General features: G+C 67.5%; 11 protein-coding genes and 1 pseudogene. 5 read left to right on the forward strand and 7 right to left on the reverse strand.

Going from position 1 to position 13,881, the window contains the following annotated elements:
* Positions 1–22 precede the first annotated feature (22 nt).
* Positions 23–604, forward strand: coding sequence for a phosphoribosylglycinamide formyltransferase (purN, locus tag AL755_RS05310; protein ID WP_054010114.1), 582 nt, complete (start codon positions 23–25; stop codon positions 602–604).
* A gap of 18 nt (positions 605–622) precedes the next feature.
* On the opposite strand, the gene AL755_RS05315 is transcribed toward purN, so the two are convergent.
* The 5 genes and pseudogenes from AL755_RS05315 to murQ form a co-directional block, all read right to left on the reverse strand.
* Positions 623–1,243, reverse strand: coding sequence for a DedA family protein (locus AL755_RS05315; RefSeq protein ID WP_054010115.1), 621 nt, complete (start codon positions 1,241–1,243; stop codon positions 623–625).
* 116 nt (positions 1,244–1,359) lie between these two features.
* Positions 1,360–1,662, reverse strand: coding sequence for a hypothetical protein (locus tag AL755_RS05320; protein WP_054010116.1), 303 nt, complete (start codon positions 1,660–1,662; stop codon positions 1,360–1,362).
* An 87-nt stretch (positions 1,663–1,749) separates the two neighbouring features.
* Positions 1,750–3,101 (reverse strand): annotated as a pseudogene (locus AL755_RS05325) (MFS transporter).
* 18 nt (positions 3,102–3,119) lie between these two features.
* Positions 3,120–4,223: a serine hydrolase domain-containing protein gene (locus tag AL755_RS05330; protein ID WP_082368931.1), complete on the reverse strand. Its 1,104-nt coding sequence runs from the start codon at positions 4,221–4,223 to the stop codon at positions 3,120–3,122.
* A gap of 23 nt (positions 4,224–4,246) precedes the next feature.
* Positions 4,247–5,212, reverse strand: coding sequence for an N-acetylmuramic acid 6-phosphate etherase (gene murQ / locus AL755_RS05335; RefSeq protein WP_237762598.1), 966 nt, complete (start codon positions 5,210–5,212; stop codon positions 4,247–4,249).
* 132 nt (positions 5,213–5,344) lie between these two features.
* On the opposite strand from murQ, the gene AL755_RS05340 reads away from it, so the two are divergent.
* Positions 5,345–6,217, forward strand: coding sequence for a MurR/RpiR family transcriptional regulator (locus AL755_RS05340; RefSeq protein WP_054010119.1), 873 nt, complete (start codon positions 5,345–5,347; stop codon positions 6,215–6,217).
* Positions 6,218–6,275: 58 nt separating this feature from the next.
* Here the strand turns inward: AL755_RS05340 and AL755_RS05345 are convergent, their stop codons facing one another.
* Entirely contained in the window at positions 6,276–7,874 is a 1,599-nt protein-coding gene (locus AL755_RS05345) for a glycoside hydrolase family 3 protein (RefSeq protein WP_082368932.1), read from the reverse strand.
* Between the two features lie 75 nt (positions 7,875–7,949).
* Between AL755_RS05345 and purH the strand changes: the two genes are divergently transcribed.
* Both purH and AL755_RS05355 read left to right on the forward strand, forming a co-directional pair.
* Positions 7,950–9,617 (forward strand): bifunctional phosphoribosylaminoimidazolecarboxamide formyltransferase/IMP cyclohydrolase, encoded by a 1,668-nt coding sequence (gene purH, locus AL755_RS05350; RefSeq protein ID WP_054010120.1) that lies wholly within the window; start codon positions 7,950–7,952, stop codon positions 9,615–9,617.
* Between the two features lie 564 nt (positions 9,618–10,181).
* Entirely contained in the window at positions 10,182–10,547 is a 366-nt protein-coding gene (locus tag AL755_RS05355) for a hypothetical protein (protein ID WP_150117048.1), read from the forward strand.
* A 284-nt stretch (positions 10,548–10,831) separates the two neighbouring features.
* Here AL755_RS05355 and AL755_RS05360 read toward each other — a convergent pair whose 3' ends face one another.
* Entirely contained in the window at positions 10,832–11,335 is a 504-nt protein-coding gene (locus AL755_RS05360; protein WP_054010122.1) for a ferritin, read from the reverse strand.
* 182 nt (positions 11,336–11,517) lie between these two features.
* On the opposite strand from AL755_RS05360, the gene AL755_RS05365 reads away from it, so the two are divergent.
* Positions 11,518–13,737, forward strand: coding sequence for an NADP-dependent isocitrate dehydrogenase (locus tag AL755_RS05365; RefSeq protein WP_054010123.1), 2,220 nt, complete (start codon positions 11,518–11,520; stop codon positions 13,735–13,737).
* Positions 13,738–13,881 lie beyond the last annotated feature (144 nt).

A 13,881-nucleotide genomic window follows, 5' to 3' on the forward strand; every position in this document is an offset into this window, starting at 1 on the left:
CGTTGGCCCTAAAATTGAGCCCATGCGTATTGTTGCTTTAGTTTCCGGGACCGGGTCCAACCTGCAGGCCGTGATCGACGCCGTCGCCAACGGCGGGCTGGACATCCAGATCGCCGCAGTCGGGGCCGACCGCCCGGATACGTACGGGATCGAGCGGTCCGCCGCGGCCGGCCTGGAAACGTTCGTGGTGAACTTCAAGGACTACGCTGCACGCGCCGATTGGGACGCTGCCCTGCTGGACGCGGTCGCCGCGTACAAGCCCGACTACGTGGTCTCCAGCGGATTCATGCGGATCGTGGCCCCGGGCTTCATCGACGCCTTCGAGGGCCGCTACGTCAACACCCACCCGGCCCTGCTGCCATCCTTCCCCGGCGCCCACGGCGTCCGCGACGCCCTCGCCTACGGCGTGAAGGTCACCGGCTGCACCGTGCACTTCGCCGACGCCGGCGTGGACACGGGACCCATCATCGCCCAAACCCCCGTGGTCGTGCTCGACGGCGACACCGAGGAAACCCTGCACGAACGCATCAAGGTGGCCGAACGCGATCTGCTCATCAAGGTCCTCGGCGACCTGGCCGCCACGGAAACGGCCAAACCGGCCTAACGACCCGGCCCGGATTAACTACTCGACGCCGGCGGGCGCGGGGGCTGCCCTGTGGTCAAGGATCCAGGTGGATGCCTTGCCCAACAGCCAGCCCAGCACGATCGAGACCGCGATGGCCGCCAGCACGGCGGCCTGGGTGGAGAGGCCCGGCCAGAACCGGGTGCAGATGCCGACGCCCACCGAATAGGCCGACCACACTGCGGCGGACGCCAGGGAGAAGCCCGTAAACGCCCGCAAGCGGTAGCCGGCAACCGTGCACGCAATGTTGGTGGACAGCCTGCCCAGCGGCACAAACCGTGATGTCAGCATCAAGGTGAACGGGCTCTTGCGCAGCCTGCGCGTGGCAGCATCCACGGCCCGCTGGCGGCGTGGGCCCCGGGTGGCGCCCCAGCGGGACTGGCCAAACAGCCGGGTGGCGCCATAGGTGGCAAGATCGCCCGCCACGGCTCCGGCGATCATGGCCAGGACCAGCGCCCACGCCTTGGGGCCGCCGTCGAGCCCGGCCAGGGCGCCCAGCGCGACAAACACCGTGGTGCTGGGAACGGGCGGGATGAGCGCGGAGACCATGACGAACACGGCCCCCACGGGGTACAACCACAGGCTCGCAAGGAACCCCGTGGTGTCGGCCGCCAAATCCATGCTGTCCCCTCATGCGTGATGATCGCCGGGACGCGTCGAGGATGCGGAGCCGGCACATCCAGCCTACGCGGGCGGCCGGGGTGCCGTTTACGCCGGGCGGCCCGGCGCCGTCGGCATTACTTCCTGGTCCGGCCAAACACGAGGGACGCGAGGGCCGTGGCACCCGTGACGGTGTAGACGGCCGGCCAGGCGCCCAACTTCTTCGCCAACGGGTGGGAGGCTCCAAAAGCGGCAACGTAGGTGGCAGTCAACGCCACGGCGGTACCCGTGCCGGCATTCTTCTTCCAGGCCACGAACGCCGCAGCGCCGGCCGCCGCCAAAACCGCCCCGCCCAACTGGCGGTTCTTCGTGGCCCGGGCGGTCTGGAAGCCGCCAATCAGGCCGGTGGTGGTCAGTACGGTGGGAAGCAGGGCGCTCATGGGGACTCCTTATGGGAAAAGTTGGGTATGCGGCCATAGCCTAGCCGGAAAGGGTGGGCGGACGCTGGGAACGCGGCCCGGGCCGGCTCAATCCAGCGTCCGGCCCTTGGTTTCCGGGGCGGCCACGGCCATCCAGATCACGGCCAGCAGCACCAGCCCGCCCGTCAAGGCAAAGGTGAGCGGAAGGCCCAGGACCGGCCACAGCAGCGAGCCGAAAATCAACGGCACCAGCCCGGCGCCCACCCGCGACATGGTGGACGCCCAGCCAAACCCGGTGGCACGCAAATGCGTGGGGTACAGCTCCGACACGTACGTGTAGAGCACGGGGATGGCCACCTGGACCACCAGGCCGAACACGAGCAGCCACAGTTGTGCGGCGGCCGGGACGTCGAGCACCAGGGCAAAGATCACCAGCGACAACGCCGACAAGGGCCCCGTGACGGCCAGGATCCATTTGCGTCCCACCCGTTCCACGAGCAGGGCCGCGGCCACCACGCCCACCAGGCCAATCGCCGTCATGCCCGCGGTGGCCATGAACGCCTTGCTTTCGGCATAACCGGTGGAGACCAGGATGGACGGCATCCAGGTCAGGGCGCCGTAGTAGACCAGCAGGATGGTCAAAAACAGTGCCCAGGCCACGCTGGTGGTCTTCCAATTGAACCGCCACAGCCCGGCCAGTTGGTCCGTGACCTTGCCCAGGGAAAGTTTCGGGGCGTCGGCCGGTTCGGGCAGCTTCCAGGGCCCCACCGTGGCGCCGGTGCGCTCGATCAGCCCGTCAATGACTTTCTTTGCCTCCACGGGCCGCCCCGCCCGCACCAGGAAAAGCGGTGATTCCGGCACGCCCGCCCGCACCCAGAACACCAGCAGGGCCGGCAGCACCATGACCAGCATCAGGAGCCGCCAATTGCCAAAGCTGGCCATCAGGATGGCGGAGACCACCCCGCACAGCGAGGCGCCGATGGGCCACCAGGCGTCCATGGCGGTCAGGACCCGGCCGCGGTGCTTGCGCGGCGTGAACTCACCCACCAGTGCATAGTCCACCGGGATGCAGCCGCCCAGGCCAAAGCCGGCCAGGAACCGGAAGATGGAGAACGTCGTCAGGTCGTTGGAGACGGCGCCCAAAACGGTGAACACGGAAAGACCAGCAGCGTCAGTGTGAATGCCCGTTTGCGGCCAATCACGTCGGCGATGGAACCCCAGGCAAAGGCGCCCACGGCCATGCCGATCAGGTTGGCCGTGCCAATCCAGGCCGCCTGCCCCGGCGCCAGGCCCCACTCCTTGGACAGCAGCGGGATCAGGAAACCGTTGAGCGTCACATCCCAGGCGTCGAACATGAAGCCCAGCCCGCCAATGAGGAAGATGGTTCCCTGCACCCGCCACCGCCACGGCAACTCCTGGACCACCCGGTCCCCGGTCATCATTGCCGTGCTGGTAGTCATGGTGCCTTCCGTTGGCGCTTAGCTGGTGGCACCAGAATAGACGACGTCGGAGACCGCCTTGCGCAGCCCCGTTGCGTCGTCGCCGTCCCGGCTGGGACTGACCCGGTTGCTCAACAACGCCACCGTGACCCCGCGCGGAATATCCACCAGCAGGGAGGTGCCGGTGAAGCCGCCGTGCCCGCGGGCCTCCGTGCCCAGCGCACCCATCCACGGCTGCTGGTTGATCCGCACGCCCAGGCCCTGACCAAAGCCGGGATCGGCGGGGTTGAAATGGCTCCCGAGCATGTCCGGGAGCTGGCTGCGCCACATCTCGGCGGCCAGGGCGGGGGAGAGGATGCCGGGCATGCCGGTGCGGAGGGCCTCGCCAAAGACGGCCAGGCCCGCAGCCGTGGCAAACATGCCGGCGTTTCCGCTGAGCCCGCCCAGCGACCACGCCGCCTCATCGTGCACGATGCCCCGGACCAGGCCGCGGCCAAGTTTGGGCTGGTACTCCGTGGGTGCGCTGCGTTCCAGTGGCGGGGTGCCCGTGATGCCGTCGGTGTCCAGCAGGGCCAGCACGCGGTTCCGGACCAGGTCAGCCCAGGTCTGGCCCGTGGCCTGCTCGGCAAGCGCCATGACGGTGTTGAATCCCGCGCACGAATACGCAAAGCGGGTCCCGGGGGCGGCCTCCAGCGGCGTGCCGAGGAGGTCCGCAACCAAGGCTTCCCGCTCAAATGTCCGGCCCTCGCCCAGGGCACGCTCCCAGCCGCGCCATTCCGACGGCAGCCCGGAGGTGTGCGTCAACAAATGCCGGAGCGTGACCACGGCTTTTTCGCCGTGGCCGTAGGCCGGCAGCAACCCGCCCAGCGGAGCATCCAGCTCAAGCGTTCCGTCATCCACCAGGGACAGCGCCGTGACGGTGCTGAACAGCTTCGTCACGGACGCGAGGTCAAAGAACGTGTCAGGGACGGCGGTCCCGGCGGTCAGGACGGGAAGCGGCACACCGTCAAGCACGACGGCGCAGCTTGCCGAGGGTGCGATCCCGTCGGTCACGGCCCGGTCCAGAAGGCCTTGGAGGGTCGCCATCATTTCCGGCGCCGTGCCGGTGGCCGGGTGGGTGGGGTGTTGGTGACTTGGCTGCATGGGTGCGTCCCGCCGTCGTTCTTCTAGTGGGTGCCGGCGCTGAGGGCGGCCGGCAAGTAACCGTGGTTGGTGTCCAGCAGCGCCGCGGCCTCGCTGGCCGGCAGCCCGGTCAGGATCGCCAGGATGGCGGTCTTGACGTGGCCGTCGGCGGCCGCGAGGGCTGCGGCGGCCGTGGCGGCGTCGCAGTCGGTGACGCGCATCAGGGTGCGTTCGCTGCGGGCACGGAGCTTGGCGTTCGTGGCGCGCAGGTCGACCATGGCGTTCTTGTAGGTCTTGCCCAGCCGGACCATGGTGATGGTGCTGATCATGTTGAGCACCAGCTTTTGGCAAGTGCCGGACTTGAGCCGGGTGGAGCCGGAGAGGAATTCGGGGCCGACCTCGATCTCCAGGGCAACGTCCGCGGCGGCGCCCAGGGCCGAATCGTTGTTGCAGGCGAAGCCCACCGTGAAGGCCCCGTTTATCCGGGCGGCGGTGACGGCGGCGATCACGTACGGGGTGCGGCCCGAGGCGGCGATGCCGATCACCGAATCCTTGGCCGTCAGCCCGAGCGCGGCCATGTCCGCGATGCCGGCCTCCGCGCTGTCCTCCGCGTTCTCCACGGCCTGGTTCACCGCAGCGCTGCCGCCGGCAATGACGCCCACCACGAGGGACGGGTCGGTGCCGAACGTGGGCGGGCATTCGCTGGCGTCCAGGATGCCCATGCGCCCGGGGGTGCCTGCGCCCACATAGATGAGGCGGCCGCCGTCGCGCATGCGCCCGGCAATTTCATCGATGATCCCGGCAATGACCGGGAGCTCATTTTTGATCGCGGCGGGAACCAGGGCGTCCTCGCCGTTCATCCCGGCGGCCAGCTCGGCGGTGGACAGGGCCGCAAGGTCCGGGTAGTTGGCGTTGGCCGACTCGGTGACGAGGGTGTTGAGCTCGGTGCGGACCGCGGCGATGTTCTCTGTGGTGGACGACTCGGTGCTGGACAACTCTGGGGTGGACACGGTGGGCCTTCCTGGCGGATGTGAAAGCTTTTGGTAATTGATATTCTAACAATGTACCAAGCGTGTAAATAATTTACCTACCGTATTTCCGGTGAACTTTCTCCGGCGTGCGGGGCAGCCAAGGAGCCTCCGGTGAGCATCCAGTCCGACATCCAATCGAAAAGGGCCGCCCTGGCGCCGGCCGCCGGACGGGTGGCCGACGCCGTCCTTGCCAACCCGGCCGTGGTCCTCACGCACACCGTCAACGAGCTGGCGCAATTGTGCAACACTTCAGATCCCACCGTGGTGAGGTTTTGCCGTTCCATCGGCTTGAGCGGCTACGCCCAGCTGCGCCTTGCCATGGCAGCCGAACTTGGCCGCGAGCAGTCGGCCCGCTCCGAGGTCCCGGAGCCGGGCTTCGGCCACGACATCAGCCCCGATGCGTCGCTGGCCGAGATCGTGGCGCGGATCCGCTTCACCGAGGTCATGGGCGTGGAGGAAACCACCCGGAACCTTGACCTGGGCGTCCTGGCCGGCGCCGTGGACCTGGTGGCCGGGGCCGGCCGGATCGGCATGTACGGGGTGGGCTCCAGCGAAATGGTGGCCGGGGACCTGCACCACAAGCTTTTCCGGATCGGGCTCAACGCCAACGCCTTCGCCACCGCGGACAACGCCCTGATGGGGGCCTCGCTCATGGGTCCCGGCGACGTCGCCATCGCGTTTTCCCACGGCGGAACCACCGGCTCCGTCGTGGAGTTCCTGCGGCTGGCCCGCACGGCCGGGGCGGCGACGCTGTTGGTGACCAATGCGCCGTCGTCCCCGGCCGCAGGCCAAGCCGGGCTGTGCCTGACCACCATGGTGCGCGAGACCCCGTTCCGGGCCGGCGCCATGGCGTCCCGCATTTCCCAGCTCGCCGTGGTGGATTGCCTGTTCGTGGCCGTGGCGCAGCGGCGCTACGAACAATCCGTCGCTGCGCTCGGCGCCACCCACCAGGCCGTGGCGTCCCTGCAGCGGATGCGCAGTTAAGGTGACTCCCGCGCGTCGGGAGTCACCTTAACTGCGCATCAGGCGGGCTAACCGGCGGCTATCCGGCGTGCAGCAGGCGCACCACGGCCTCGGCCGTGACGCGGCTGAAGCCGTGGCAGTGGATCGTGGTCAGCGCCGTGACGCTTTCCGTGCCTTCGGCAGGGGCCAGGCCGGCGTTGATGCACACGGCGTGGGGTGCCACCGCGGCGACGGCGGCCAGCGTGGCCTGCTGATCGGCCGACATCAGCGAATCGACAATCACCAGTACCGGCTCGCCGAGGGACTCCTCGGTGTCGGCCAGATCGTTCAGCTCCCCGGCACTCAACGATGAGGCGTTGACGGCCTGGACCTGGTGTTCATCCAGCAGCGCCGTGAGGATGAAGTTTTCCGTGGGTCCGGCGGCCATGTTGTGTCCGGTGCGGGCGTCGATCAGCGTGACGACGGCGTCGGGGTCGGCCAATGCCACGGCACCGACGCCCCGGGTCACGATGCACGCGCGGGCGGCAACCTCCACCCAGTCGATGCCGGCGTCGGCCTCCGCCTCTGCGGATTCGGCGGGCGCCTCGAGGGACCACTGCGCGAACGCTGCGACGCGGGCGGCGGCCATCCGCAAGACCTCCACGGGCAGGCGGCCGGAGGAGACGGCGTCGAACAGGGCGTCATACACCTCGGTGTAGCAGGACTCGTCGTCGCGGCCCGTGGTGTAGGCATTGAGCGGGTTCCCCACGCACAGGAGGTCGGAGCCGGCCAGCAGCGCCAGGACGGCGCCCTCGCCGGGGCCCACGGTGGCGCGCACGGCCGCCATGTCCAGGGCATCGGTGATCAGCAGGCCCTCAAAACCGATCTCGCGCAGCAGCGCACCAGCCAGCGGGTTCAAGGTGGCCGGGGCCTCGCCGAGCTCCGGGATGATGATGTGGGCGCTCATCATCGACTTCACGCCGGCCTTCACGGCGGCCTCGAACGGGGGCAGGTGGTGTTCGCGCATCTGCGCCATGGTCAGCTCCACCCGGGCCACGTCCATGTGCGAATCCGCCACGGTGTCGCCGTGTCCGGGGAAATGCTTGGCGCAGGCGCCCACGCGCAGTTCCTGGATGCCCGTCACGGCGGCGGCAGTGTGCGCGCTGACCAGAGCGGTGTCCGCGCCAAAGGCACGGACGCCGATCACGGGATTGAGCGGGTTCGTGTTCACATCGGCCACGGGGGCGATCGTCAGGTTGACCCCGGCGTCGCGGCACAGCCGGCCAATGGAGCGCCCCGCGGCCGCCGTCGTCGGCAGTTCATCCAGGGCCCCGAGCACGGCCGCGCCCGGGATGGTGGAGCCGTCGCGGGCCTGCAGGCGGGTCACGTTGCCGCCCTCCTCGTCAACGCCGACGACGGCGGCCGGGTTGGCTGAGCGGATCGCGGCGGACAGCGCGGCCACCTGGCCGGGGGCATCGGGGTCGATGTTGTGGGCAAAATACACCACGCCGGCCAGGCCGTTGCGCAGGGCGCCGTCCAGCCAGGCCGGGACGGTGGTGCCGACAAAGCCGGGCCAAATGACGGAATTGACCAGCCGCGGCAGATCCGCGGGCAATTCCCGGGTGTTGGAAACTGCGGCGGACGAGGCGTTGGGAGCGGAATCGGGCACGGGGGAGTGGGCGAGATCACTGGAAGTCATGGCTGAAAGCCTACCCGGTGGTAGTGGCATAAACTTGGGGAGTCGCCTTCATCGACCAACCCCTGGAGAAATTCTGTGACCAGCGTTCTTAACCGTGTTCCAATCCGCCGGGCCTTGATCTCGGTCTACGACAAAACCGGTTTGGAGGAGTTGGCGATCGGCCTGCACGCCGCCGGCGTGACCATCGTTTCCACCGGCTCCACCGCGGCCAAGATTGCCGCCGCCGGCGTTCCGGTGACCGAAGTTTCCGAGCTGACCGGGTTCCCCGAAGCCCTTGACGGCCGCGTCAAGACCCTGCACCCGCTGGTCCACGCGGGCATCCTGGCCGACCGCCGCCTGCCCGACCACGTGCGCCAGCTCGAAGAGATGCACGTTGAGCCCTTTGACCTGGTGGTGGTGAACCTCTACCCGTTCGTTGACACCGTGAAGTCCGGTGCCGGCCAGGACGCCGTGGTGGAGCAGATCGACATTGGCGGTCCCTCCATGGTGCGTGCAGCCGCCAAGAACCACCCCTCCGTCGCCGTGGTGGTCGACCCCGCCAAGTACGCCGACGTCGTCGTTGCCGCCGCCGAGGGTGGCTTTGAACTCGTGGCCCGCCAGCGCCTGGCCGCCGCAGCCTTCGCCCACACGGCCGCCTACGACAACGCCGTGGCAGCCTGGACCGCCGCCCAGTTCCTGGACGCGGACGGCGACGGCGTGATCGACTGGCCCGCCTACGCCGGCTACTCGCTGGAACGCTCCGAGGTGCTCCGCTACGGCGAAAACCCGCACCAGCAGGCCGCGCTCTACGTTGACAAGTCTGCCCCCGCCGGGATCGCCCAGGCCGACCAGCTGCACGGCAAGGCCATGAGCTACAACAACTTCGTCGATGCCGACGCCGCCCTGCGCGCTGCGTTCGACTTTGCCGGCCCCGCCGTGGCCGTGGTCAAGCACGCCAACCCGTGCGGTGTGGCCGTTGGTTCCGCCGACGCCGACGACGCCATTGCCGACGCGCACCTGAAGGCGCACGCCTGCGACCCCGTCTCCGCCTACGGTGGAGTCATCGCCGCGAACCGCACCGTCACGGCCGCCATGGCGCGCACCGTGAAGGACATCTTCACCGAGGTCGTCATCGCCCCCGACTTCGAGCCGGAAGCAGTGGAGATCCTCTCCACGAAGAAGAACATCCGCCTGCTGGCCCTGCCCGAGGGCTATGACCGCTACCCGGCCGAGGTCCGCCAGGTCTCCGGCGGCATGCTGGTGCAGATGTCCGACCGCATCGACGCCGACGGCGACAACCCCGCCAACTGGACGCTCGCCGCCGGCCCCGCCGCCGACGACGCCACGCTGGCCGACCTCGCCTTTGCCTGGACGGCCGTCCGCGCCGCCAAGTCCAACGCGATCCTCCTCGCCAACAACGGCGCCACGGTGGGCATCGGCATGGGCCAGGTCAACCGCGTTGACTCCTGCAAGCTGGCAGTGGAACGCGCCAACACGCTCGGTGTGGTCGTTGAATCCAACGTCGACGCCGCCGGTGGTGCCGCGGGTGCCGAGGGCGCCGTATCCGAGCAGCGCTCCGTGGGTTCCGTGGCCGCCTCCGACGCGTTCTTCCCGTTCGCCGACGGCCTGGAGATCCTGCTGGAAGCCGGCGTCCGCGCCGTGGTCCAGCCGGGCGGCTCCATCCGCGACGAGGAAGTGATTGCCGCGGCCAACGCCGCCGGAGTCACGATGTACTTCACGGGCGCCCGCCACTTCTTCCACTAGGCCCCACTTGCCGGCCGGAAAAATCGCTGACGCGATTTTTCCGGAACCTGGCAAGCGTGGGCCCAGAATTGGCGTGTGGTTGTTCTGCGGCGGGTCACCGACAGGTGGCCCGCCGCAGTTCGTTAACCGACGCCGTATCACTTTTGGTCCGCTTTCGGCCGACGCCGTATCAGCTTTGGCGTCGAATCGAGGAACGCGGTATCACTTGGCGATGTGACCTTTGAGGGCCGTGCCAAAGGTGATACCGCGTCGGGGCGGCGACACCCCGGCGTCGCACCTTCTGAAATGTTGGCCAATGGCCCCCGGTGCTGGCATGCTCTTCCCAAGGCGTCGAAGTACGTCGTCGCAAGGGGGACGGTAAACATGAGTGGTTTGGTGTGGACAGTGGCGGTCGCGGGCATCTTTGTGCTGGTTGTCGTTGTGCTGGTGGGATTGTTGGTGGTGGGGCGCCTCCGAGGACGCACCCCGGATCCGGATGCCGGACCGCCGGAACACATCCCGCACCCGCGGGGCCAAGTCATTCCGCCCACAGGTTCGCGGTAGGCGGCGGACATGGCACATTTCATGGATGACTCGAATCCGCTCCCGCCGGATTTCCCGACCGATCTTGTCCCGGGGAACGCGCCAGGCGGCGGCTTCACCGGCTGGGTGGACGGCCTGCTGTTCTCCGGAACGTTCTTTGCCGTGTTTTTCGTCGTGGTCTCCTTGCTGGTTGCCGCCGGCATCGTGACCACCATTGTCATGATGATCCGGGGCAAGGGACGCCGCTACGTCATGATGGAAGTGGACAACGACGGCACCATGCGCCCCGTCTCGATGCCCAGCCACAACGCGGGCCTCGACATGCACAATGCTGCGCACCAGCAGGCCATGCAGCAGGCAATGAACCAGCAGATCATCAACCAGCAGTCCTTCCCGCCCGGCACCTAACACGGGCCCGGGCACACAAGACCAAAGTACGACGGCGGCGGGTCACCTTTCAGGGAAAGGTGACCCGCCGCCGTCGTACTTTGACAAACGCCGTATCACTTTTGGTCCGCTAACGGCGGACGCGGTATCAGCTTTGGCGCGGAATCGCTGAACGGCGTATCAGTAGCTGATACGGCGTTGGTGAAAAGTGCGCCAAAAGTGATACCCGGTCGAGGAAAATGCGCCAAAGATGATACCGCGTCGGGGAAAACCCGACCAAAAGTGATACCGCGTCGGGGGAGGGGCTACTCCGCGCCGGTTTGGCGGGCGCCCAGCTCGGCGTCCAGGCGCAGCAGGCCGTTGCCGTCGGCGCCAATCAAGCGCACGCGGCCAATGATCTCGCCCACCGAGGCTTCCTCCTCCAACTGTTCGCCGACAAACCAGTTCAGCAGCGGGATGGAATCGATGTCGCCCTCGGCCTGCGCCAGCCGGTACAGGTTGCGGATGGCCTCCGAGACCTTCTGTTCGTGGGCAAGGGAAGCCTCAAATGCGGCCAAAACGGAGTCGATGGTGAGGTTCGGTGCCGTGATCGTGGCGATCTTCGGCGCGGCATTCCTGTCCGTCATGTGGTCGGTGAACTTTTGTGCGTGGACCAGCTCCTCCGCCGACTGCGCCAGGAACCAATGCGAAATTCCGGGCAGGTCCTGGACGGACATTTCAATGGCGAGCTGGCGGTAAACCACCGCGGCCTGGATTTCGAGCGTGATTTGATCGTTGATGGCGTCTGCGAGTTTCCCTTTGAGTTCCATGCCACCACGCTACTGTCCACAAGGCCCGCGGCACAGCAATTGCGGTGCACGTCACGGACCATGACGGCCGCAGCAAGCCTGCCGATAGCGGGCAAACCGGCGTACTCGGGTAAGTTAAGGGGGAAAGAAATCTCGCCAGAAACGCAGATATCCGTTGAATTTTCCCAGGAGACGCCTCACCCATGGCCAAGATCATTTACACCCACACCGACGAAGCCCCCATGTTGGCAACGTACTCACTCCTGCCGATCGTTGAGGCGTTCGCCTCCACCGCGGGTGTCGACATTGAAACCCGCGACATTTCGCTGTCCGGCCGCATCATCTCCGTGTTTGGCGACTACCTCACCGAAGACCAGCGCATCGCCGACGCCCTTGCCGAACTGGGCGCCCTGGCGAAGGACCCCGACGCCAACATCATCAAGCTGCCCAACATCAGCGCCTCCATCCCGCAGCTGCAGGCCGCCATCGCCGAACTCCAGGGCCAGGGCTACGCCCTCCCGGACTACCCGATGGACCCCTCCACGGATGAGGAAAAGGACGTTCGCGCCCGGTACGACAAGATCAAGGGCAGCGCCGTGAACCCGGTCCTGCGCGAAGGCAACTCGGACCGCCGCGCACCCCTGTCGGTCAAGAATTACGCCAAGGCCAACCCGCACAGCATGGGTGCCTGGAGCGCCGACTCCAAGACCAACGTCGCCACCATGGCCGACGGCGACTTCCGCCACAACGAGAAGTCCGTTGTCATCAAGGCCGACGACGCCCTCAAGATCCAGTTCGTCGCCGCCGACGGCACCGTGACCGTCCTCAAGGACGCCTTCCCGGTCCTCGCGAACGAGGTCGTTGACGGTACCGTCATGCGCGCCGCCGCCCTGGACGAGTTCCTGGCAGCCCAGGTGGCCCGCGCCAAGGAAGAGGGCATCCTGCTCTCCGCCCACCTGAAGGCCACCATGATGAAGGTCTCCGACCCGATCATCTTCGGCCACGTCGTGAAGGCGTACTTCCCGGAACTGTTCGCCAACTACGGTGACGCACTGGCCGCCGCCGGCCTGAACCCCGCGAACGGCCTCGCCGCAATCATCAACGGCCTCGGCGCACTGCCGGCCGACGTCCGCGAGGGCGTCGAAGCCGCAATCAAGAGCGGCTACGAAAACGGCCCCGCACTGGCCATGGTCGATTCCGACAAGGGCATCACCAACCTCCACGTCCCGTCCGACGTGATCGTTGACGCCTCCATGCCGGCCATGATCCGCACCTCCGGCCACATGTGGGGCGCCGACGGCCAGGAACACGACACCCTGGCAGTGCTGCCGGACAGCAGCTACGCCGGCGTCTACCAGGCCACGATCGAGGACTGCCGCGTGCACGGCGCCTTCGACCCGACCACCATGGGCACCGTCCCCAACGTGGGCCTCATGGCGCAGGCCGCCGAGGAATACGGCAGCCACGACAAGACGTTCGAAATCGCCGAGCCCGGCACCGTGCAGATCGTCAACGGCGCCGGCACCGTCCTGATCGAACACACCGTCGACACCGGTGACATCTGGCGCGCCTGCCAGGTCAAGGACATCCCCGTCCGCGACTGGGTCAAGCTGGCCGTCACCCGTGCCCGCGCCTCCGCCACCCCGGCCGTGTTCTGGCTGGACGAGACCCGCGCCCACGACGCCAACCTCATCGGCAAGGTCAACGAGTACCTCAAGGACCACGACACCGAGGGCCTGGACATCCGCATCCTGTCCCCGGAAAAGGCCACTGCCTTCACCCTGGATCGCATCCGCCGCGGCGAGGACACCATCTCCGTGACCGGCAACGTGCTCCGCGACTACCTCACCGACCTGTTCCCGATCCTGGAACTTGGCACCAGCGCCAAGATGCTCTCGATCGTTCCGCTGATCGCGGGCGGCGGTCTGTTCGAGACCGGCGCCGGCGGTTCCGCACCCAAGCATGTCGCGCAGCTGGTCAAGGAAAACCACCTCCGTTGGGACAGCCTGGGCGAATTCCTGGCCCTGGCCGTCAGCTTCGAACACCTCGCCGTCAGCAAGGGCAACGCCCGCGCGCAGATCCTGGCCGACACGCTGGACCGCGCCACCGGCACGTTCCTGTTGGAAAACAAGTCCCCGAAGCGCAAGGTCGGCGAGATCGACAACCGCGGCAGCCACTTCCACCTGGCCAAGTTCTGGGCCCAGGAACTCACTGCCCAGAACGACGACGCCGCCCTGGCCCAGGCGTTCGCCGCAGTTGCCAAGGACCTCACCGACAACGAGGACGTCATCATCGGCGAACTCGCCGCCGTGCAGGGCTCCCCGGTTGAGCTGGGCGGCTACTACCACCCGGACGTCACGAAGGTCGCCGCGATCATGCGCCCGTCGGCAACGCTGAACAAGGCCATCGACACCCTGAGCTAGTCCCCACGCCCTCCCGAGCCTCGTTCCTCGGCTTGGGGCCCTCGGGCGTGTGGGCCCAACCACCAGCCGGCTCAAGAAATCGCTGGCGCGATTTCTTGGGAACCTGGCAAGCGTGGGCCCAAGCAGTTGGCGCCCCACCACGAT

Source organism: Arthrobacter sp. ERGS1:01 (assembly GCF_001281315.1).
In the GTDB taxonomy this organism is placed as follows: domain Bacteria; phylum Actinomycetota; class Actinomycetes; order Actinomycetales; family Micrococcaceae; genus Specibacter.